16 protein-coding genes are annotated in these 22,077 nt (G+C 70.6%); 7 read left to right on the top strand and 9 right to left on the bottom strand.

The window, feature by feature from the left end; translation table 11 throughout:
• Window positions 1–34: 34 nt before the first annotated feature.
• The gene (locus tag Raf01_RS03995; protein ID WP_203916334.1) at window positions 35–1,105 is read left to right on the top strand and encodes an adenosine deaminase; all 1,071 of its coding nucleotides are present in this window, start codon (window positions 35–37) and stop codon (window positions 1,103–1,105) included.
• Here Raf01_RS03995 and Raf01_RS04000 read toward each other — a convergent pair.
• Window positions 1,074–1,664 carry a uridine kinase family protein gene (locus tag Raf01_RS04000; protein ID WP_203916335.1) on the bottom strand — a complete coding sequence of 197 codons (591 nt, stop codon included), beginning with the start codon at window positions 1,662–1,664 and terminating at the stop codon, window positions 1,074–1,076. The genes Raf01_RS03995 and Raf01_RS04000 overlap by 32 nt on opposite strands.
• A gap of 190 nt (window positions 1,665–1,854) precedes the next feature.
• On the opposite strand from Raf01_RS04000, the gene Raf01_RS04005 reads away from it, so the two are divergent.
• The 4 genes from Raf01_RS04005 to Raf01_RS04020 are packed head-to-tail and all read left to right on the top strand — an operon-like array spanning window position 1,855 to window position 6,923.
• Window positions 1,855–5,493, top strand: a complete 3,639-nt coding sequence (locus Raf01_RS04005) for a sensor histidine kinase (RefSeq protein WP_203916336.1) — start codon at window positions 1,855–1,857, stop codon at window positions 5,491–5,493.
• The gene (locus Raf01_RS04010; RefSeq protein ID WP_203916337.1) at window positions 5,490–5,894 is read left to right on the top strand and encodes a roadblock/LC7 domain-containing protein; all 405 of its coding nucleotides are present in this window, start codon (window positions 5,490–5,492) and stop codon (window positions 5,892–5,894) included. Before Raf01_RS04005 ends, Raf01_RS04010 begins: the two co-directional genes overlap by 4 nt.
• A gap of 50 nt (window positions 5,895–5,944) precedes the next feature.
• Window positions 5,945–6,334 (top strand): DUF742 domain-containing protein, encoded by a 390-nt coding sequence (locus Raf01_RS04015; RefSeq protein WP_203916338.1) that lies wholly within the window; start codon window positions 5,945–5,947, stop codon window positions 6,332–6,334.
• 1 nt (window position 6,335) lies between these two features.
• A complete protein-coding gene (locus Raf01_RS04020; RefSeq protein ID WP_203916339.1) occupies window positions 6,336–6,923 on the top strand; it encodes a GTP-binding protein in 588 nt (195 codons plus the stop codon).
• A gap of 145 nt (window positions 6,924–7,068) precedes the next feature.
• Here Raf01_RS04020 and Raf01_RS04025 read toward each other — a convergent pair whose 3' ends face one another.
• The 6 genes from Raf01_RS04025 to deoC all read right to left on the bottom strand — a co-directional run bounded on the left by Raf01_RS04025 (window position 7,069) and on the right by deoC (window position 15,725).
• Window positions 7,069–8,307 carry an ABC transporter substrate-binding protein gene (locus Raf01_RS04025; RefSeq protein ID WP_203916340.1) on the bottom strand — a complete coding sequence of 413 codons (1,239 nt, stop codon included), beginning with the start codon at window positions 8,305–8,307 and terminating at the stop codon, window positions 7,069–7,071.
• 135 nt (window positions 8,308–8,442) lie between these two features.
• Window positions 8,443–11,187 carry a transposase gene (locus Raf01_RS04030; RefSeq protein ID WP_239133357.1) on the bottom strand — a complete coding sequence of 915 codons (2,745 nt, stop codon included), beginning with the start codon at window positions 11,185–11,187 and terminating at the stop codon, window positions 8,443–8,445.
• Window positions 11,188–11,244: 57 nt separating this feature from the next.
• On the bottom strand, window positions 11,245–12,189 hold the full coding sequence (locus tag Raf01_RS04035) for a SatS C-terminal domain-containing protein (RefSeq protein WP_203916341.1): 945 nt from the start codon (window positions 12,187–12,189) through the stop codon (window positions 11,245–11,247).
• 158 nt (window positions 12,190–12,347) lie between these two features.
• A complete protein-coding gene (locus Raf01_RS04040; protein WP_203916342.1) occupies window positions 12,348–13,235 on the bottom strand; it encodes an aldehyde dehydrogenase family protein in 888 nt (295 codons plus the stop codon).
• On the bottom strand, window positions 13,225–14,658 hold the full coding sequence (locus Raf01_RS04045; RefSeq protein WP_203916343.1) for an aldehyde dehydrogenase family protein: 1,434 nt from the start codon (window positions 14,656–14,658) through the stop codon (window positions 13,225–13,227). The genes Raf01_RS04040 and Raf01_RS04045 overlap by 11 nt, the downstream gene beginning before the upstream one ends.
• Window positions 14,659–14,753: 95 nt before the next feature.
• On the bottom strand, window positions 14,754–15,725 hold the full coding sequence (gene deoC / locus Raf01_RS04050) for a deoxyribose-phosphate aldolase (RefSeq protein ID WP_203916344.1): 972 nt from the start codon (window positions 15,723–15,725) through the stop codon (window positions 14,754–14,756).
• Between the two features lie 52 nt (window positions 15,726–15,777).
• Between deoC and upp the strand changes: the two genes are divergently transcribed.
• A complete protein-coding gene (upp, locus tag Raf01_RS04055; RefSeq protein WP_203916345.1) occupies window positions 15,778–16,413 on the top strand; it encodes a uracil phosphoribosyltransferase in 636 nt (211 codons plus the stop codon).
• A gap of 37 nt (window positions 16,414–16,450) precedes the next feature.
• Here upp and Raf01_RS04060 read toward each other — a convergent pair whose 3' ends face one another.
• Both Raf01_RS04060 and Raf01_RS04065 read right to left on the bottom strand, forming a co-directional pair.
• Window positions 16,451–18,121 carry a phospho-sugar mutase gene (locus Raf01_RS04060; protein ID WP_203916346.1) on the bottom strand — a complete coding sequence of 557 codons (1,671 nt, stop codon included), beginning with the start codon at window positions 18,119–18,121 and terminating at the stop codon, window positions 16,451–16,453.
• Window positions 18,122–18,147: 26 nt separating this feature from the next.
• Window positions 18,148–20,124, bottom strand: coding sequence for a serine/threonine-protein kinase (locus tag Raf01_RS04065; protein WP_203916347.1), 1,977 nt, complete (start codon window positions 20,122–20,124; stop codon window positions 18,148–18,150).
• A gap of 224 nt (window positions 20,125–20,348) precedes the next feature.
• On the opposite strand from Raf01_RS04065, the gene Raf01_RS04070 reads away from it, so the two are divergent.
• Entirely contained in the window at window positions 20,349–21,929 is a 1,581-nt protein-coding gene (locus Raf01_RS04070) for an acyl-CoA mutase large subunit family protein (RefSeq protein WP_203916348.1), read from the top strand.
• The last annotated feature ends 148 nt before the right edge of the window (window positions 21,930–22,077 follow it).

Genomic DNA, 22,077 nt, shown 5'->3' on the forward strand with positions numbered 1-22,077 from the left:
GCCTCCTCCGGTGGCGGGCGGATAGGGTTGCACCATGCTGTCACCCGGCTACGAAGAGATCGTCAAGGCCCCGAAGGCGTTGCTGCATGACCACCTCGACGGTGGCCTTCGCCCCGCCACCGTCATCGAGCTCGCCGCCGAGGTGGGCCACGAACTGCCCGCCACCGACGCGACCCGGCTCGGCCAGTGGTTCATCGAGGCCGCCGACTCGGGTTCGCTGGAACGGTACCTGGAGACGTTCGCGCACACGGTCGCCGTGATGCAGACGGAGTCGGCGCTGCACCGGGTGGCCTACGAGTGCGCTCTCGACCTCGCGGCCGACGGGGTGGTCTACGCCGAGGTGCGCTTCGCGCCCGAGCAGCACCTGGACCGTGACCTGACGCTGCACCGGGTGGTCGGGGCGGTGCTCGCCGGTTTCCGGGAGGGTTGCGCGGCGGCTGCCGACGCGGGCACGCCGATCCGGATCGGTACCCTGCTCACCGCGATGCGGCACCAGGCCCGGTCGATGGAGATCGCGGAGCTGGCGGTACTGCACCGGGACGAGGGCGTGGTCGGCTTCGACATCGCCGGTGCCGAGGCGGGATATCCGCCCACCCGGCACCTGGACGCGTTCGAGTACCTGCAGCGCGAGAACTTCCACTTCACCATCCATGCCGGCGAGGCGTTCGGGCTGCCGTCGATCTGGCAGGCGATCCAGTGGTGCGGCGCCGACCGGCTCGGGCACGGCGTCCGCATCGTGGATGATATCTCCGGGAATGGACAGCTGGGCCGGTTGGCCGCGTATGTCAGGGACAAGCGGATTCCGTTGGAGTTGTGCCCGTCCTCCAACGTGCAGACCGGTGCCGCGGCGTCGATCGCCGAGCACCCCATCGGGCTGCTGCGTGACCTGCGGTTCCGGGTCACGGTCAACACCGACAACCGGCTGATGAGCGGCACCTCGATGTCCCGGGAGATGGCGCTGCTGGTGGAGGCGTTCGGGTACGGCTGGTCCGAGCTGCAATGGTTCACCGTCAACGCGATGAAGAGTGCCTTCATCCCGTTCGACGAGCGCCTGGTGCTCATCAATGAAGTGATCAAGCCGGCATATTCGAAATTGCTCGCCTGATCTGGCGGCCGGTGGCTGGCACGCAACCCAGCTCGATCTGCCTCGCCAATACTTCACGGTCTGTGTGATAGAGCGTGACTCCCCGACGTATCAGCACGCCAGCCGACTTGCGATGCTCGCGGAGGTCACGCGTGAGTCTTCGCACAAAGGTGACGAGCCTCGGACGGTGCAATGCGTAGGCGGTGGCGAGCAGCCCGAGTTCCTGACACCATTGGGCGATCTCCGCGGCGAAGATGCCTTCCGCGATGAAGAGGTGGCTGTCACCAATGGTCACAGTACGGTTGCCGATCGCACGGTTGGCACTTATGGAGTAGGCCGGCACCTCCGCGGTACCGGTCTTGGCGAGCTCCTCGATCGCAGCCATCGCGGCATCGCCGTCCCAGGCATCAGGCGAGTCCCAGTCGATCGCAGCCCCGCGCCATGGCAGTGACGGATCACCAAGATTCTTGTAAAAATCATCAAGGCAGAGGATGGGGAGTCCGGTTCGCGATGCTATGTATGACTTCCCGGATCCAGAAGGACCGGCAACAAGGACAACTCGGGCGGAGTGCTGGCTCACCTGTTGGAACTCCGGAGGAGCGTAGAGCTACGGAACGGTCAATACATGGAACCACAGGGTTGATCGAAAGCAGCCTGCTCTTTCTCTTTGCCACGGGACATGGTGGAATCTCGGAGGCCCGACCGGTGTTGGCGGGTCGTCTCAAGGTGCCCTCCGATCATCGGGGACACCAGCGCGGAGGGCGGGCGAGGTGAGCAAGCGGCCAACGACGGACGGCGACACGGCTCGATCGCGGATGGGCGGCCTTGCCGGTTACTTCCGGGACCGGCCGATCTGGGTGAAGCTCGGCCTCATCATGATGGTCCCGACGATCGCCACCGTGTTCGTCGGCGCCAGCGCCCTGCTGGGCAACATCGGTGCGGCCAACGACGCCAACCGGGCGCGCGCACTGGCGACGCTGACCAGTGATGCCGGCCAGCTCGTTCACGACCTGCAGAACGAGCGGGCGGAAGCGACCATCCTGCTCGACGCCAAGTCCGGCGACCCGCAGAAGAGCGCGTTGGCCCAGTACCAGAGCCTGTTCAACGGCACCAACCAGGCGGCGCGGTCCTACCAGCAGCACCGCAACGCGCTGTCCGGCGTGCCGGCCACCTTCCAGAGCCAGCTGCGCACCATCGACATCCAGCTCAACGCGCTGGACAGCCTGCACCAGCAGGTCACCAACATCACCGACGTCACGCTGAGCGCGGTCATCCAGCGGTACCAGGCGATGATCAAGAGCCTGGTCGACCTCCGTGACGCGGCCTCGCAGCTCGCCGGTGACACCAGCCTCAGCTACGACATGCGGGCCGGGTCGGCGATCGCCAACGCCAAGGAGCAGCTGTCGCAGGAGCGCGTGATCGTGCTCCAGATCCTGAACCTGGGCAGCCTGACGCCGGAGGCGCAGCGGGAGTTCCTCACCACGCTGGCCGGTCAGCAGCTCGCGCTCGCCCCGTACTACACCGTGGCCACGCCTTCCCAGCAGGACCTGCTCAACAAGATCGTCACCGGTCCCAACCTTCGTGAGGCACGGCTCTTCGAGAACACCATCACCAGTGAGAAGCCGGGACCGCTGACCGCGGAGATCTTCGACACCGCGCAGTGGGACTCCGCGATGGCCGGTCGCGCTGACCTGATGCGGCAGGTCGAGCAGGCGATCGACGCCCAGACCGTGGCGGACGCCGGTGCGGTGCACGCCCGGGTGCAGCGGCAGGTGCTCATCGAGGCCGTACTGCTGATCATCCTGGTGCTGGTCGCCGTACTGATCGCCTGGTTCGTCGCCCGGGCCATGAACCGCTCGCTGCGCGAGCTGCGCCAGGGCGCGCTCGCCGTCGCCCAGTACGGCCTGCCGCAGGCGGTCGCCCGGCTGCGCGATCCGGCACTGTCCAACCAGATGTCGCCACAGCAGCTAGCGGTCCAGATCGCCGAACCGCTACCGGTCCGCAGCAAGGACGAGTTCGGGCAGGTGACCGAGGCGTTCAACGCCGTTCACCTCGAAGCGGTACGCACCGCGGCCGAGCAGGCGGCGCTGCGTTCGTCGGTGTCCACCATGTTCGTCAACCTGGCCCGCCGGTCGCAGATCCTGGTCGACCGGCTCATCGGCCACCTCGACCGGCTGGAGCGCGGCGAAGAGGACCCGGACCGGCTGGCCGAGCTGTTCCAGCTGGACCACCTGGCCACCCGGATGCGCCGCAACGACGAAAACCTGCTGGTGCTCGCCGGTGCCGACTCGACCCGCGTGCAGCGGGAGCCGGCCGCCCTGATCGACGTGCTCCGCGCCGCCCAGTCCGAGGTCGAGCACTACACCCGGATCGAGTTCGGGGTGATCGACCGCGACATCGAGATCGGCGCTCACGCGGTCAACGACCTCGTGCACCTCGTCGCGGAGCTGTTCGACAACGCGACCGCGTTCTCGCCCCCGGACTCCACGGTCATCGTCGAGGCCCGGCGGGTCGGTGACCGGGCGGTGTTGTTCGTTGAGGACCGCGGCATCGGCATCTCCGCCGACCAGCTCTCCGAGCTGAACGAGCGGCTCGCCACGCCCCCCATGGTCGACGTCGCCGTCTCCCGGATGATGGGCCTCGTCGTGGTCGCCCGGCTGGCCGCGCGGCACGGGGTCAAGGTCGAGCTTCGTCCGGCCAACGAGCGCGGCACGATCGCCGACGTGCTGCTGCCGACCGCTGCCCTGGTACCCAGGGCGCTGGCCGGCCGTGGACCAAATGCCACCGGTACGCCCCCGATCACCCGGGAGTCGCCGCTGGCCGGGCCGCCCAGCAGCCCCCCGATCCCGACCCCGTCTCCGTCCGCTCCGCCCCGCTCGCCGTTCTCCACGCCGCTGGCGTTGGAGAGTGGCACGGCCGACCCGCGTACCCCGGCCGGAGCCGGATCCGGTCTGGCCGGCCCGAGCACGGGCGGCTTCGGTGGTAGTGGCTTGGGCGGCGGGCCGGCCCGGTTCGGCTCGGGACCGCTGAACGGCAACACGCCCGGCGCCCCGACCTCCGGCCCCCCTGCCCAGTCCGGTGGTGGGTCGCAGCTGCCGGCCTGGTCCGACCTCACCGGCGCGGGCGCGGTAAACGGCTCCAACGGCGCCGGTGGGCGAAACGGCACCGACCCGTACCCGCCGGTGCCGCGGCCGAGCGAGAACCGCCCCACCAACGGGATCACCCCGACACCCGGCCCCGGCATCATGAACTCCGGCGACCCGCTCCCGCAGCGCCGCGCGACCGAGTCCCGCCCGGTCGACAGCGACCTGACCGAAGAGCCGCCGTCGCCGCGGATCCCGCGCCAGATCCCGTCCTCGCCGGAGGCGTGGGCCACCGGGCCGGCAGGTCCGCGGACCACCCCGCCGCCGGACATGGTGATCGACGCGATCGACGCGGACGTGGTGGAGGAGCGCACCGTCGCGACTCCGACCGTCCCGGCTCCGCAGTCCGGCACCGGGCAGCCGCCGGGCACGCCGCCCCCGGCATGGCCGCCGGTTCCCGCGTACTCGTCGGACAGCGAGCCCGACGACGAGCAGGGCGGTGCCCCGGCCGTACCCGAGGAGTTCGCCGCCGCGCTGGACATCACCTCGGAGCTGCCCAGGATCCGGCTGGACGAGGAGTCCAGCCGCCCGCAGCCGGACTGGAACGGTCAGAGCGGCTCCGCCCGGATCGTGTCCAGCCCGACCGGCAACCACCCGGCGGTAGCGACCGGCTACCAACCACCGGCGGCGCAGGCGTCCGGAGCGCCCGCCGTCGCCCCGACGCCGGTACGGCCGGCGGGCCACCCGGACGAGACCATGGAGCTACCCATCTTCCGGGAGCTGGAGTCCGCCTGGTTCCGCAGCCGGAGCGTCGAGGACAGCGGGGGCGACTCCTTCGGCGGACCCGGTTTCGGCTCGCCGGCGGTGGAAGAGGGAGCCGAATCCAAGGCACAGGAACAGCCGGCGGTGCCGTCGGCGCCGGTCAACGGCGCACCTGGCGTAACCAGCCCGGCCCGCACGTCGGAGAATGGCAACATGGGAAGTCCTGCGACACCGGCCGGGCAGGGGGCGGAGCCCGAAGAGTCTTGGCGGTCAGCCGCCGATGAGGGCTGGATGGCCGCTTCGGCGGCGGCAGAGCCGGCGGTGACGGCGTTGACCAACGCTGGCCTGCCGAAGCGGGTACCCATGGCGCAACTGGTACCGGGTGGGGTGGAGAAAAACACGACGAATGCCAATCGGCGTTCGCCAGAGCAGGTACGAGGGCTTCTCTCGGCTTATCACCGCGGCGTCCAACGGGGTCGTACCCGGGGCGGCGACGACAAGACCCCGGAGTCGAGCACGACGGCCGGGAATTCCTCGCAGGCTGGCAGGGAGCAGGAAGCATGACTACTACGCAGGATCTCGGCTGGTTGCTCGCCAACTTCGCCGATCGGGTACCCGGCGTCGCGCACGCGATCGCCGTCTCGGCTGACGGTCTGCTCCTGGCCTCGTCGCGTGACCTACCAAGGGACCGGGCCGACCAACTTTCGGCTATCGCGTCAGGTCTGGTCAGCCTGACTCAGGGTGCGTCCCGGTGCTTTGAGGGTGGGGCGGTGCTCCAGACGGTCGTCGAGATGGACAATGGCTTCCTGTTCCTGATGTCCATCTCGGACGGGTCGTCGTTCGCCGTACTCGCCGCGCGCAGTTGCGACGTTGGCCAGGTCGGTTACGAGATGGCACTGCTGGTTGACCGGGTTGGCGACGCGTTGACCCCGCTGCCGCGGGCAGCAGCCGGCATGCTGGGCTGACCCCCAGCGGGTAAGCGACCGAGACACTTTTTGACTCAGGAAGAAAGGGGGTGACGGCGGTGGTAGCCGAACGCGACGAGCCCACAGGTGCTCTGGTGCGGCCGTATGCCGTCACCCGCGGGCGCACCCGGCCACGGCTGGACATCGCGCTCGAAGCGCTCGTTGAGACCACAGCCCGGGGACGTAACGCCTTCGCGCGGGACAGCGTCGGGCAAGGGCGCGAGCAGCAGTACATCGCCTCGTTGTGTGATGGCCGGCTGCAGTCGCTCGCTGAGATCGCCGCACGGATGCAGCTGCCGCTCGGGGTGGCCCGGGTTCTGATCGCCGACATGGCCACGGAGGGCCTGGTCGCCGTGTATGAGCCCACCTCCTTCGACAGCAACGACTCGGTGGGCACAGAACTGCTGGAGAGGGTGCTGAGTGGACTTCGCAGGCTCTGACATGGCGCACCGCCCGACCGCGGGCCGGGTGACGTCGGCGAAGATTGTCATCGCCGGTGGATTCGGTGTGGGCAAGACCACGCTCGTAGGCTCTGTCTCGGAGATCACGCCGCTGACCACCGAGGCAATCATGACGTCTGCGGGTGAAGGCGTCGGCGACACCCGGCAGGTGCCGGGGAAGGTGACCACCACGGTCGCGATGGACTTCGGTCGTATCTCGATCGACCGGGATCTCATCCTGTACCTGTTCGGTACGCCCGGGCAGACGCGATTCTGGTTCATGTGGGATGAACTGGTTCGCGGCGCCATCGGGGCGGTGGTCATGGTCGACACCAGGCGACTGGCAGACTGCTTCGCCGCCATCGACTTCTTCGAGCACCGGCGGCTGCCGTACCTCGTTGCGATCAACTGCTTCGACGGGATGCAGTACCACTCCGCCCAGGACGTCCGTGACGCGCTGGCGGTCTCCCCGGACGTACCGGTCGTCTCGTGCGACGCGCGGAGCCGGGAGTCGACCAAGCAGGTGCTCATCTCGTTGGTCGAGTACGTGCTGACCATGCGTCGCCAGCGGGCGGGCGCACCCGCCTGAGACCACACTGAGCTTGGCGGGTCTGTTTCCGGTGGAGACAGACCCGCGCCGTTTTTATGCGATCAGCGGCAACACCGACGCGCGTCGCACCGGCCGCTGGCGAAGGCCGCGACCCACCCGAGGCCGCGGCGCTGAGGAAAGCCGCTCAGGTGAGCTGGACCCACCCGTCCTGGGCGATCTGGAACAGTTCGAGCGAGTCGGTCTGAAGGCCGCCGTGCTGGATCGTCTGAAACTTGTACTCGCCGGCCAACCCGTCGAACGGAATGGACTCCAGCCCGTTACGGATCTTCAAGTGGTTGGTGCTCGCCGCGCGGCTCACCGCGCCGATCAGCACGTCGAGAGCGTCCGCGCCGTAGATGGACAGGCCGGAGAACGCACCGAAGAGCCGGGTGTACTGCTCGAAGTAGTTCTGCTGAGCGACCGCGTCGGGAGTGGTGACGGCGACCGTCACGCCGCCGAGGATCGACGGGGAGACCAGGACGCCGCCCAGCGTAGAACTCCGGTTTGCCGCGGACAACGTGTCCTCGGAGGCCGCTCCGGCGTCGAAATACAGCCGCCCACGATAGCCCGCCTGGGCGAGTGCCCGAGCGGCCAGGCCGGACGCCGGTGCCACGCCCCAGATGACGACGGCGTCCGGAGACGCCGAGACGATCTGGTGAGCCTGAGCCGAGTAGTCGGAGACACCGACCGGGATCCGTACCGTGGCGACCGTGGACAGGCCGGCGTGGGAGGACTCGACCGCGGTCTTCACCGCTGTCAGGCCGGAGTCTCCGTGGTCGTCCGTGGTCGCGAGGACCGCGACCCGCTTGGCCGGGGTGGTTACGAGGTGGCCGATCAGCATCGCGGCGACGTCGGACGCGCTCGGACCGAGCCTGAAGACGAAGCGCCGCTGCAGGGTCGGCAACACGATGTCGTCGGCGAACCCGGTGGCCATCAGCGGTACGCCGGCCTGCTCGGCCACCGGCGCGATGGCGCCCGTGGTTGTCGCGGCACCGCCGACGATCAGCCCGACGGCCTGGTTTCCGCTGATCATCTGCTTGGCCGCGGCGACCGCCGTACCCGGGTCGCTTCCGGTGTCCTTGACCAGCAACTTGACCCGGCGCGTGGTGTTGCCGACCAGGACGCCGTCCTGGTTGATCCGATCGAGCGCGATCTGGAGGCCCCGCTGCTGGGCGGTGCCGACCGTGGCGCCGCTGCCGGTGATGTCGAGGCAGGCCCCGACGACCAGGTCGGGGCCCCGCGACACGGGGACCGAACCGGCCATCATGTCGTTGCCACGGCCGCCACACGCGGCGACCGCCGTGGCGACGGTACCGAACATTCCGGCGGCGATTAGCGACCGGCGGGTCAATCCCCCGGCACCAGGCCGCATGTCTCCAGCCATGACCTCGCCACCTTTTTCCTCGGGCACCGACGCGTCGATGAACCCTGTTAACGCACAGATCTGATCATGCACATGTAGTGGTGCGGTGGAACTCAGCCCGAGGGGCAGCAGCGGACGCGAGGTTCGGCGTGACGTTCAGCGGTTGGAGGCCGAACGGTAGTTGAAGTCGCGATCCTCGTCCTGCTCTGCTTCCCAGCCATCCCGGGTGAAGTCCCAGCCCCCCGCCGCCTCGCGGCCGGGCCGGCCGCCCACGGCGAAGCCGCGGACCTCCTCGCCCCGGCGCGAGCCACGGAAGTATCCGGTGGTGTGCGCGGCCATCGCGGCCGGATCCCGCACGATGTGCAGGGCCCGGTCGCTGGCCGGAGGTGGCAACGGCGAACCCGGAACCAGGTTGGCCTGTGGCACCCGCCGGGGAAGGCCGACCTCGGTCTCCTCGCCCCGTACCGGTTCGGCTGCCCGCTGGGCCGCCTGCCAACCCAGGTCGGCGGAGTTGGCCCAGTCGGGCGCGGTCTCCTCCACCTCCAGGTGGCCGGTGAACCAGGCCGACCTCGCCTGCGCGAAGATCAGCAGGTCGCCATCCGGCTCGTCGCTCACCGGCGGTGCCGAGATCGGCTCGGCGGGCCGGCGAGTCCGGCCACCCCGCGCGTCGTCGTTCTCGACGAGGCGGAGCGGAGCGCCGTTCGTGCCTTCGCCCGACGAGTCACGGTTGAACGCGGCGGCGGCGCCCAACCGGCGCTCACCGCTGAACGCGGCGGCCGCGCCAAGCGTCCGGTCGCCACCGTTGCGTCCCTGGGTGCTGAACTCACCGGTCGAGCTGAAGGTCCGCTCGCCGCCGCTACGTCCCTGGGTGCTGAACTCACCGGTCGAGGCGCCGCCGGGGCGGTCGCCACCGGTCCGCTCGCCGCTGCCGAGGATCTCCCTGTCGCGATCCCGCTCGCGCATGCCCGGCCGGTCGTCGCGCAGGGCACGATCGGCCAGCGGTGCCGGCTCGACCAGGCGCAGCGCCGGGGGCTCGGCCGGCAGGTCGTTGTCCTGCCATGGCGGGGTTACCCGCCCGTCGCGCTGGCGCGGGATGGCAGGCCGTCGCTCCGCTACCGGCTCGCCGCCACGGCGCTCGAGGACGGTCGGCGGCAGCGTGGTGGCCGGGAAGGAGGTCGGGTCGAGCGGGTTCGGCGTCGGCTGCCCGATCGAGGACTGGCCCGGCTCATCGCGCCGTGCCAGACGCGCCGGGTCAGGTCGGTCGGAACCAACCGTGGGCAGGCCGGTGCCGCTCGTGTTCAGCGGCCAGTCCGAACGTGAGCCGGGCGGACCGACCTCGGGTGCCGGACGTGGTGCCGGGACCGGAATGATCGCGTTTTCCGCCGAGGGCGCCGCGGCCGCGCGACTCTGCGGGTACCCGTACGCACCGGACGGGTACGGGTCGCCGGGGGTCGGCGTGCCGCGCGACGGCGGTGCGGAGACCACCGACGGGGTCGAGTACGAGGGCGGGCCCGACATCGGCACCGGCGGTGGGCTACTCGGCCGGCCCACCGGTGGGTTGACCTGCTCCGGAACGGCATGCGACGCGGGCGACGGGGCGTTGTGCGAGATCGGCGATGGCGTGCCGTGCGAGGCTGCCGGCGCCATCGGCGGCGGGGTCACCGGTAGCGGTGCCGCCGGCGGTGGCGCCATCGGCGACGGCGTGCGCGACTGGCCACCGCGGGGCTGCGGGGTCGGCGTCGGCGCCGCGTGTGACGGTGGCGTGTGCGACGGCGACGGAGGCGCGGCGTGGGCCGCGGGCGACGCCGCGAAATCCTCACGGCGCGGGATCGTGCTGCGGGTCACCGCGGGGCGGGCCCCGCTGCCGACGCGCAGCGGATCGACCGTCACCGCGTCGACCGACACCGGCGCGGGCTGCTGGCTGCGGCCCCGACGCTGCACCCGGGGAAGCTCGGAGCTGCTCTCCCGGACCGCCCGCAACGGCGTGGACGGGGACGCCGAGCGAGCCGGAAGCCCGCCGGTGATCGGAGCGGCCTTCTCGGTGAGCAGGCCGACCAGGGCCGCGATCCCGGTGTCGCAGGCGCGCACCGCGGCGACGGACTGGCGGATGGTCTCGGCGACGGCCGTGGTGAGTGTCTTGCCGATGCCCGCCCGCCGGGGAGTCTCCGCGATCGCGACCCGCAGAGCGGTGATCGAGTCACTGATCGCGGTCTCGTCGGCGAGGCCGGAGCTGGACAGCTGCGCGGCGACCTGCGCGTCTCGGCCACGGTTGGCCGCGCCGGCGCCGAGCAGACCGGGCTCCGGCAGCGCGTCCAGGATGGCCAGCGGGATGGGCTCGGCGGGGTCGGGGTAGGCGCGCAGTGCCGCCGGGTAGAGCTCACGCAGCACCTCGCGCAGCGCGACCGCGGCGCCCTGACGCCCGGAGGTCAACGCGGCGTGAGCGGACAATATCGGCTTGAGCGCGATGAGTTCACGTGGCGCGGACACCGTGCCGGCGACCAGCGCACCGGCCTGGAGGGCGCGGGCGAGCCCGACCGCGCGGCGCTCGCTCACCGGCGCTTCCAGCTCATCGGTGGAGTCGTCGTCGCCGAACCGGTTGGCGTAGTCGTCCAGCGACTCCTCGTCGGAGATGGCCAACGGGCGTCCCGCCGCGGCGAGCAGCAGCGTCACCTGGTGCTCGTCGCTGTCAGCGGCTACGGCCAGCCCAGCGGTGCCGCCCGATCGCTCCGCGAGAAGTGCGCCGAGCTCGGCGTAGCCCGTCGGGTCGTCTCTGACCTCGCAGACGTCGAGCAGTCGGCCCGCGTCGTCGACCACAGCAACGGTCAACAGCGCGTCTGCCGAATCCTGCGTCGCCGCCGGCGGTGTCGAAGCAAGACCGCAATACACCCGCACGAGCGCCACGGCGTCGTCCTCCTCCCGGACTGGTCGTGTTGCCAGACTGATGCTCCCTGGTCGAGGTCAGTCGCGCCAGTCCACGACACCAGAGATCTTGCCGATTATCGTTCGCCAGCCTAGCGGCGCGGCTTCTGTCCCGATTTTCTTCATCCGCCTTCTGGCCAGGAAACCGCTGAATCCACCGGTGGTGGTGGCACGGAGGGCTTCGTCGAGGTCGTCCAGCGGCGAACCCGGTGCCAGGGCCATGATGACCGGGTTGATCTTGAGCGCGAATGCCAGGTCACGGGCCAATTCACCGGCCTGGATGATGAGGTCCGCATCCCACGCGTCCCGGCCGCCCCGCAGATTCTTGACGACCAGGTCCAACTCGTACGAGTCCTCGGGGAGCGCGACCACATCCTCCGCGGTGACCGCCTCGGCCAGTTCCGACCAGGTGTCCAACTGGCTCATGTCGTGTTCGTCACCCGAACGGATGAAGTCGGCCAGGCCCTCGGGGGTCTGGAAGAGGAAGAGCTGACCGTTGTGACCGAGGAACACCGGCACTTCGTCGGGGCCGGCCTTGGCCGCTGCGGCCTCCTCCTCGTCTTCGTCCTCTTCTTCTTCGTCGTCCTCGTCGTCGTCCTCGTCGAGGTCGTCGTCTTCGTCTTCATCGAGGTCGCGCTCGTCGTCGCTGTCCTCAGCGTCGTCGGCCTCGTCCTCGATGTCGTCGTCTTCGCCGTCCCGGCGGGCGGCGGTCGACTCGTCGTCGAAGGCGTCGCCGAAGTCGAACTCCTCGTCCTGGTTGGCGATGGAGTATTGCCGGTCGGGGAACTCGTCCGTCTCCCGTCCGGACACGTCCGTCGGGGTGATGTCGGCGGCCGGCCGGTACGCGCGCAACGTGTAACCGACGCCCTTGGGCAGCGCGATCTCTACTGGATCGATGCGGACGTTGGACCACAGCTGCGGTCGGTCGACCTCGCGATCTTCCTCAAGGTCCGCCTGCTTTTCGGCGTCACGCTGGGCGGCCACGGCGACCTCCGTCGTCAAGATTTGGGTGAATCCGACCACACCCTAGCGGCTAAACCTCACCGCCCGATGCCCGGTCCAGCGCTCCAGGCTACGCGCCGCCCAGCCGCTGGTCGCGGGCCCTCCACCGCAGGCCGGCGAACGGTCGACAGGACAGGGACTCAGACGCCCTTCGGGTGCCAGACGGTCTTGGTCTCCAGGAACGGGGTCATCCGGCCGACGCCCGGGTCCGCGTGCCAGTCGACCGGGGTGGCTCCCGGCCTCACGACCCGCTTGAGGTTGTCGGCGGCGGCAGCCTCCAGGTCGGCCGCGAGTGCCGGGTCGGTGACGCCGGCCAGGTCGAGCCCGTTGACGTCCATGTGCGAGGCCAGCCAGGGCGCGGTCTCGGCGACCCGGCCGGTGAGCAGGTTGACCACGCCGCCGGGCAGGTCGGAGGTGGCCAGTACCTCGGCCAGCGTGATCGCGGGCAGCGGGCGATCCTCGGCCGCCAGGACCACCGCGGTGTTGCCGGTCACGATGATCGGGGCCAGCGTCGCCACCAGGCCGAGCAGCGGGGACTCCTGCGGCGCGACGAGGCCGACCACACCGGTCGGCTCCGGCGAGGACAGGTTGAAGAACGGGCCCGCGACCGGGTTGGCGTTGCCGTACACTTGGGTGATCTTGTCGGACCAGCCCGCATACCACACCCAGAGATCGATCGCGGCGTCCACAGTGGACGCCGCGTCCCCGCCTTCGGACAAGGAGACCTCGTCGATGAACTGGGCTCGCCGGCCCTCCAGCATCTCGGCGACGCGGTACAGGATCTGGCCCCGGTTGTATGCGGTGGCCGCCGACCACTTGCCGAACGCGCCGCGTGCCGCCCGGACCGCGTCGCGGGCGTCCTTGCGGGAGGCGAGCGCCGCGTTGGCCAGGAAGTCGCCGCCGGAGGATGTCACCGCGTAGGACCTCCCGGACTCGCTGCGCGGGAAGGCCCCGCCGATGAACAGCTTGTACGTCTTGCGGACCGCGAGCCGGCCCGAGCCGCTGACGGAGGTTGACTCAGTGGGCAAGGTAAGCCTCCAGCCCGTGCCGGCCGCCCTCGCGACCGTACCCGGATTCCTTGTACCCGCCGAACGGCGAGGTCGGGTCGAACTTGTTGAACGTGTTCGCCCACACCACCCCGGCCCGAAGCCGGTCGGCGACGGCGAGAATGCGAGAACCCTTCTCGCTCCAGATCCCGGCGGACAGTCCGTACGGCGTGTTGTTCGCCTTCTCCACGGCCTCGGCCGGAGTGCGGAACGTCAGTACCGACAGCACCGGGCCGAAGATCTCCTCCCGGGCGATCCGGTGGGCCTGAGAGACGCCGGTGAAGATGGTGGGGGCGAACCAGAACCCGCGTTCCGGCAGCTCGCACGGCGGCGACCAGCGCTGCGCGCCTTCGCTCTCGCCGATCTCCGAGAGCGAGCGGATCTTCTCGAGCTGCGCCGCCGAGTTGATCGCGCCGACGTCGGTGTTCTTGTCCAGCGGATCGCCCACCCGCAGCTGCGCCATCCGTCGCTTGAGCGCGTCGAGCAACTCCTCGGCGACCGACTCCTGGACCAGCAACCGGGAGCCCGCGCAGCAGACGTGCCCCTGGTTGAAGAAGATCCCGTTCACGATGCCCTCGACGGCCTGGTCGATCGGGGCGTCGTCGAACACGATGTTGGCCGCCTTGCCGCCCAGCTCCAGGGTCAGCCGCTTGCGCGTGCCGGCCACCGACTTCGCGATCAGCCGGCCGACCTCGGTCGAGCCGGTGAAGGCGACCTTGTCGACTCCGTCGTGCTCGACCAGCAGGCGGCCGGTGTCGCCGGCGCCGGTGACGATGTTCACCACGCCCGGCGGCAGGTCGGCCTGCTGGCAGATCTCCGCGAACAGCAGCGCGCTCAGCGGCGTGGTCTCGGCCGGCTTGAGTACGACCGTGTTGCCGGCGGCCAGCGCCGGAGCGATCTTCCAGGCCAGCATCAGCAGCGGGAAGTTCCACGGGATGACCTGGCCGGCGACGCCGAGCGGGCGCGGGTCGGGGCCGAGGCCGGCGTACGGCAGCTTGTCGGCCCAGCCGGCGTAGTAGAAGAAGTGCGCCGCGACCAGCGGCACGTCCACGTCGCGGGACTCCCGGATGGGCTTGCCGTTGTCGATCGACTCCAGCACCGCCAGCTCACGCGCCCGCTCCTGGATGATCCGGGCGATCCGGAACAGGTATTTGGCCCGCTCCCGGCCGGGCAGCCGGCGCCAGACCGTGTCGTACGCGGCCCGGGCGGCGGCCACCGCGGTGTCCACGTCGGACGGCCCGGCCGAGGCGACCTCGGCGAGCACCTCTTCGTTGGCCGGGTTGACCGTCTTGAACCGCTCGCCGTCCTTCGGGTCGACGAACTCCCCGTTGATGAACAGCCCGTAGGACGGGCGGATGTTCACGATGGCCGGGGACTCCGGCGCGGGAGCGTATTCGAAAGCCATCTGTTCTTCCCATCCGGCCGCTGGCGGCCATCTTCCTTCCCACCCGACTGGCTGACCTCGTACGCCGCCCGGCGGCGCCCGCTGGCGGCCCCGGCTCAGTCCAGGGTGAAGTAGTCCGGGCCCTCGTAGCGGCCGGTCTTGAGCTTCGTGCGCTGCATCAGCAGGTCGTTGAGCAGGCTGGAGGCGCCCAGCCGGAAGAAGTCCGGGTGCAGCCAGTCCTCGCCGGCGGTCTCGTTGACCAGGACCAGGTATTTGATCGCGTCTTTGCTGGTGCGGATGCCGCCCGCCGGCTTGACGCCCACCTGCCGGCCGGTCGCGACCCGGAAGTCGCGCACGGCTTCGAGCATCACGAGCGTGACCGGCAGGGTCGCGGCCGGCGCGACCTTGCCGGTGGAGGTCTTGATGAAGTCGGCACCGGCCAGCATGGCCAGCCAGGAGGCGCGCCGGACGTTGTCGTACGTGGCCAGCTCGCCGGTCTCCAGGATGACCTTGAGGTGAGCCGGGCCGGCCGTCTCCTTGACCGCGGCGATCTCGTCGAAGACCTCGCGGTAGCGGCCGGACAGGAACGCACCTCGGTTGATCACCATGTCGATCTCGTCGGCGCCGGCGGCCACCGCCGCCCTGGTGTCCTCCAACTTGACCGGCAGCGGCGCCTGCCCCGACGGGAACGCGGTGGCCACGCTCGCCAGGTGCACGCCGGTGCCGTCGAGGATCGGCGCGGCGACCGGGACCATCGCCGGGTAGACGCAGACCGCGGCGACCGGTGGGCAGGACGGGTCCTCGGAGTCGGGGCGCAGCGCCTTGGTGGACAGGGCCCGGACCTTGCCCGGGGTGTCCGCGCCCTCCAGCGTGGTGAGGTCGATCATCCCGATCGCCTGGTCGATCGCCCACGCCTTCGAGGAGGTCTTGATCGAGCGGGTGCCCAGCATGGCCGCCCGGGCCTGCGCGCCGACCTCGTCGACGCCGGGGAGGCCGTGCAGGAAGGTGCGCAGGGCGGCCTCCGACCGGGCCACCTCGGAGAGGTCCCCGGCGCCCGAACCGGCGGGCCGCGTTGCCGTTGCCGTCATGCCACAACAGTACGCGGAGGTGCCGACAGTGATCTTGGCTACCATGTCCTCCGTGGACGTACACGTTGTCGATCACCCGCTGGCCGCAACCCGGCTCACCGCTATGCGGGACGCGCACACTGATTCAGCCGCATTCCGGGCGGCACTGCATGAGTTGACCACGATGCTCGTTTACGAGGCAACGCGTCCGCTCCCCGTGCACCAGTACCCGGTCCAGACGCCCGTCGCCGAGGCTCGGGGCGCCCGGCTGGCCAACCCGCCGCTGCTGGTCCCGGTGCTGCGCGCCGGCCTCGGGATGGCGGACGCGGCGCTGGCCCTGCTGCCCGAGTCCTCGATGGGCTTCGTCGGGCTGGCCCGGGACGAGAAGACCTTCGCCCCGCGGGCGTACCTCGAGTCGCTGCCGACCGATCTGACCGGCCTGCCCGTGCTGGTGCTCGACCCGATGCTGGCCACCGGCGGATCGTTGCTGCACTGCTGCCAGTTGCTGGCCGACCGGGGCTGCGTCGACATCACGGTGATCTGCGTCCTCGCCGCCCCCGAGGGCGTCGACCGGCTGGCTGCCTCGGACCTGCCGCTCCGGTTGGTCACCGCGTCGATCGACGAGCACCTCAACGACAAGATGTTCATCGTGCCCGGCCTCGGCGACGCGGGCGACCGCCAGTTCGGCGGGATGCCGCGGTTCAGCTGAGGCGAGCTCGGTCACACATTCCGGTCACACGCCCCGGTCACACGCCGAGGGCGGCGGCCGTCTCGGCGCGGAGCGCGGCCAGGCCGGCCGCGGCCCGCTGCCGCGCCTGCGCCACGTCGCCGGTCACCGGCTCGATCACTTCGAGGTACGCCTTGAGCTTCGGCTCGGTACCCGACGGGCGGACGACCACCCGGGCCGACCGGGTCCGGATCGTGATCACGTCGTTTTCCGGGAGCAGATCCTCGACCGAGGCGACCGGCTCGCCGAGCAGCGTGGCCGGGGACTGCGCCCGGATCCGGTCCATCGCCCGGCCGATCTCGGTCAGGTCCTCGACCCGTACCGAGAGCTGATCGGTCGCGTACACGCCGAATTCGGTGGCGATCTCGTCCAGCCGGTCGACCAGCGTGCGCCCGGCGGCCCTGAGCCCGGCCGCCAGCTCACACATCAGCAGAGCGGCGGAGATCCCGTCCTTGTCCCGGACCAGCTCGGGTGCGACGCAGTAGCCGAGCGCCTCCTCGTACCCGTAGACCAACTCGTCCTCGGCCGAACCGGTGGTGGCCCGGACGATCCACTTGAATCCGGTGAGCGTCTCGGCGTAGGGCAGGCCCCGTTGCCGGCAGATCGCACCCAGCAACGACGAGGACACGATGGTGGTGGCGTAGAGCCCGCGTACCCCCCGGCGCATCAGGTGGTCGGCGAGCAGTACGCCGACCTCGTCGCCGCGCAGCATCCGCCAGCCGTCCCGGTCCGGTACCGCGACCGCGCACCGGTCGGCGTCCGGATCGTTCGCGATGGCCAGGTCGGCGCCGGTCGACGAGGCGAGCGCGATGGCCCGGTCGATGGCGCCCGGCTCTTCCGGGTTGGGGAAGGACACCGTGGGAAACTCGGGGTCCGGCTCGGCCTGAACGTCCACAATGGACGGTCGGGCGAATCCGGCGGCGGGGAGCGCGGCGAGCACCACCGCACCGCCGACGCCGTGCAGCGGGGTGTACGCGACGGTGAGGTCGCGCGGCCCGTCCGGGGCCACGACCCCGGCCACGCTGTCCAGGTAGGACTTCACGATGTCCTCGTCCACGACAGTGCCGGGCGGCCCGAGCGGTACCGCCTTCAGCGGCCCGACGGCCCGGATCGCGGCCTCGATCCCGGCGTCCGCCGGCGGCACGATCTGCGCCCCCGCCCCGGTGGCGCCGCCCAGCCCCTCGCCGAGGTACACCTTGTAGCCGTTGTCCCGGGGCGGGTTGTGGCTGGCGGTGACCATGACCCCGGCCACCGCGCCGAGCCGGCGCACCGCGTACGCCAGGATCGGGGTGGGCAGCGGTCGCGGCAGCAGCAGCGCGGCCCGGCCGGCACCGGTGGCCACTCGGGCGGTCTCCTCGGCGAACTCGCGCGACCGGTGACGGGCGTCGTACCCGATCACCAGCGGCCCGTCGCCGCCCCGCTCGGCGAGCCAGCCGACCAGCCCGGCCGCCGCGCCCCGGACGACCGCCAGGTTCATGCCGTTCGGGCCGGCGCGCAGCGGCCCCCGCAGCCCGGCGGTGCCGAACGCCAGCGACCCGGCGAACCGGTCGGCGAGTTCGGCACCGGTCCCCGGCAGCCCGTCCAGTACCCGCTGAAGCTCGGCCTGGTCGGTGCGGTCCGGGTCGTCGGCCTGCCACTGGGTGGCACGCGCGAGCAGCCCGTCAGGGACGGCGGGGTCGGTGATCGTCATGCCACGTTGATAGCACGCCGCGCCGGTCAGTTGGCGAGGTTGAGCTTGTATGACTTGACGGCCTGGTCGTAGATCGGCTTGCTCTCGGTGAACCGGCTGTCCTCGACCGACAGGTAGAACTCGTACGCTTGCCTGTCGATCACCGTCGCCCGCCAGATGCCGTGGCGCTCGTCGGAACCGGAGCCGCAGGTGTACTCCAGTTCGGCGGCGGGGTGCCCGTCGAGCTGGACGTCGGTGGACAGCGACACCCGCTTGTACGGCGCCGGGCACTTCTTCGGGTCCTTGAGCGCCCGCTCGACCGCGGCCATGTAGTCGGCGTTGCTCCGGCCGGCCGGCTCGACGTTGACCCGCAGCCGCCGCTGCGAGTCCTTCGGGTCGGTGAAGTCGAAGTATGTGTTGCCGGACTTCGTCCAGCCGGTCGGCACGTCCAGCGAGAACTTCCGCGAATCCTGGTATGCGGTGGTCGCGAACACCGGGCCGGCCGGCGAGGCGTTCGTGGTCGGGCCGGCATTCGGCGAGGACGAGCCGCCGCCGAAGCCGCCGGCCAGGCCGACGATGCCCAGCACGAGGACGACCGCCACCCCGCCGGCGATGCCCACCTGGGCCGCCTTCGGCAGGGTCCGGAACTTGCGGAGCAGGCCGCTCGCGCCCTGCCGGGTGCCGCTGACGATGTCCGAGAGCATGCCGCCGTTGCGCGACCTGCCGTGCACGGCGCCGTACGGCGGCTGGCCCGGCACCGGCGGGAAGCCCGCGTTGGTGCGCTCCATCAGTCCGGTCGCGCCACCGTGGCCGATCGGCGGGTCGATCCGGTCGGTCGGCAGCTCGCCCGGGGCGAGCATGGCGCGGCCGCCGATCTGGCCGAACTGGGCCGGCTGGCCGTGCTGGGATGGCTGGCCGTGCTGGGATGGCTGGCCGTGCTGGGATGGCTGGCCGTGCTGAGGCGGCTGGCCGTGCTGGCCCTGCCCGGCGGCCCGGTCGGTCGGCAGCTCGCCCGGAGCCAGCATGGCCCGGCCGCCGATCTGCCCGTGCTGGGCGGCCCGGTCGCTCTGGTACACCGGACGGGGCGGCTGGGCGACAGGGACCACCGTGTAGGGGTCCGTGACGTGCTGAACGGCGTTGTTGGCCAGCGGCCCGGCCAGCAGGTCGCGCAGGGCCTGCCGGGCGGCGCGGACGTCCCAGCGCCGCGCGGGATCCTTCTCCAGCAGCCCGTACAGCACGGGAGCGAGCAGGCCGGCCCGGACCGGCGCCACGGGCGGCTCCTCGACCACGGCGCGCATCGTGTCGAACGGGTCGCCCTTGTCGAACGGCGGGCGGCCCTCGACCGCGGTGAACAGCGACACACCCAGCGAGAACAGGTCGCTGGGTGGCCCGAAGGCGCCGCCGACCGCCCGTTCGGGAGAGATGAAGTGCGGCGACCCGAGCACCATCCCGGGGGTGGTCAGGTTGCTCTCCGACGGCATGCGGGCCACCCCGAAGTCGGTGAGCACGCAGCGGCCGTCGGTGCAGATGAGGACGTTGGCGGGCTTGACGTCCCGGTGGAGCACGCCGGCGCCGTGCGCGACCTCCAGTGCGCCGAGCAGCGCGATGCCGATCTTCGCGACGGCACGGGGAGCGAGCGGCCCGTCGGAAATGATCATGTCGGCGAGGCTGCGGGCGTGCAGCAGCTCCATCACGATCCATGGCCGGCCGGCCTCGGTGACCACGTCATAGACCTGCACCACGCTGGGGTGCGACAGCGCCGCCGCGGCGCGCGCCTCGCGCAGCGTCCGCTCATACATCGCGTTGCGGTCCGACGCCGCCATGCCTGGCGGCAGCAGGACCTCCTTCACCGCGACATCGCGGCGCAGGATCGTATCGGCCGCCTGCCACACGGTGCCCATGCCCCCGTTGCCGATGGCCACCCGCAGTTGATAGCGGCTGCCGATCACGGTCCCGGGAACTGCCCGCGCAGAGGAGGGCGGAGGAAGAGGTTCGCCGTGCCACGTCGAGGTCTGGGTTGTCACTGGCCTTCAACCGTCGCTGGGGACTTCAGAATCTGGTCGAGCGGGAGGTGCTTCGAGCAACCTACCTATCTTGCGTGGTCAACAGCCGCAGGGAAAGTCACGGGTCCACGGATCGGACAAATCCCACGGCATGTAGCCACCAACTTACTCATGGTCGCGATCGTGTGCACAATCTCAACCTTGTTCGGTGTATCCACTTACGTTACTGACCCTACGATCCCGGTATGACGCAGCGTCGGAGCGAATCGGGCTTTCCCGTGAAAGCCGTGTACGGCCCCGCCGATCTCTCCGAGGATTCGGCGGACCGGATCGGAGAGCCCGGGAGCTACCCGTACACGCGCGGCGTGTACCCGACGATGTACACCCAGCGCCCGTGGACCATGCGACAGTACGCCGGCTTCGGCACGGCGGCCGAGTCCAACGCGCGGTACCACCAGCTTTTGGCCGCCGGCACGATGGGCCTGTCGGTGGCCTTCGACCTGCCGACCCAGATGGGCTACGACTCGGACGACCCGGTCGCCAACGGAGAGGTCGGCAAGGTCGGCGTCGCCATCGACTCGATCGACGACATGCGCCGGCTGTTCCACGAGATCCCGCTGGACAAGGTGTCCACGTCGATGACCATCAACGCTCCGGCGTCCGTGCTGCTGCTGCTCTACCAGTTGGTCGCCGAGGAGCAGGGAGTGTCCGGCGACCAGCTGAGCGGCACGATCCAGAACGACGTGCTCAAGGAGTACATCGCCCGCGGCACGTACATCTTCCCGCCCAAGCCCTCGCTGCGCCTGGTCGCCGACACGTTCGCCTACTGCCGCAAGGAGATCCCGAGGTGGAACACCATCTCGATCTCCGGGTACCACATGGCCGAGGCGGGCGCGACGCCCGCGCAGGAGGTGGCGTTCACCCTGGCCAACGGGGTCGAGTACGTCCGTGCCGCGCTGGCCGCCGGGCTGGCCGTGGACGACTTCGCGCCCCGGCTGTCGTTCTTCTTCGTCGCCCGCACCACGCTGCTGGAGGAGGTCGCCAAGTTCCGGGCGGCCCGGCGGATCTGGGCCCGGATCATGCGCGAGGAGTTCGGCGCGCGCGACCCCAAGTCGTGGATGCTGCGGTTCCACACGCAGACCGCCGGGGTGCAGCTGACCGCGCAGCAGCCGGAGGTCAACCTGGTCCGGGTCGCGGTGCAGGGCCTCGGCGCGGTGCTCGGTGGCACCCAGTCGCTGCACACGAACTCCTACGACGAGGCCATCGCGCTGCCCACCGAGAAGGCGGCCCGGCTGGCGCTGCGTACCCAGCAGGTGCTCGCGTACGAGACCGACCTGACCGCGACGGTCGACCCGTTCGCCGGCTCGTACGTGGTCGAGGCGATGACCGACGAGATCGCGACGGCAGTCGACGAGCTGATGGGCCGGGTGTTCGAGCACGGCTCGGGGGTCGACGCGATCGAGGCCGGGTTCCAGAAGCGGGAGATCGAGGCGTCGGCGTACCGGATCGCGCAGGAGATCGACTCGGCCGAGCGGGTGGTGGTCGGGGTCAACCGGTTCGTGCTGGACCAGGAGGAGCCGTACCAGCCGCTGCGCGTCGACCCGGCGATCGAGGCCGAGCAGACGGCCCGGCTGGCTGCGCTCCGCGCCGACCGGGACGGCGACGCTGTCGAGCGCGCGCTGGCCGGTTTGCGGGATGCCGCATCGGGTACGGGAAACGTGTTGTATCCGTTGAAGGAGGCGCTCCGGCTGCGTGCGACGGTCGGTGAGACCTGCGGCGCGCTGCGCGACGTCTGGGGTCGGTACCAGCCAACCGAGCGTTTCTGAACGCTGACGTTCCCGAGTCTCTACTGCTCCGGGCGTTGACCCCGGACAGAACGCGAACCTTCTTCGGGTGTGACGACCGTTTCATGCATGCAACCAGAAACGGGCTTCGGGGCGTTTCCTAACGGGACCGTTACCCGTTGTAGGAGGT

This window comes from Rugosimonospora africana (genome assembly GCF_016862975.1).
GTDB lineage: Bacteria > Actinomycetota > Actinomycetes > Mycobacteriales > Micromonosporaceae > Rugosimonospora > Rugosimonospora africana.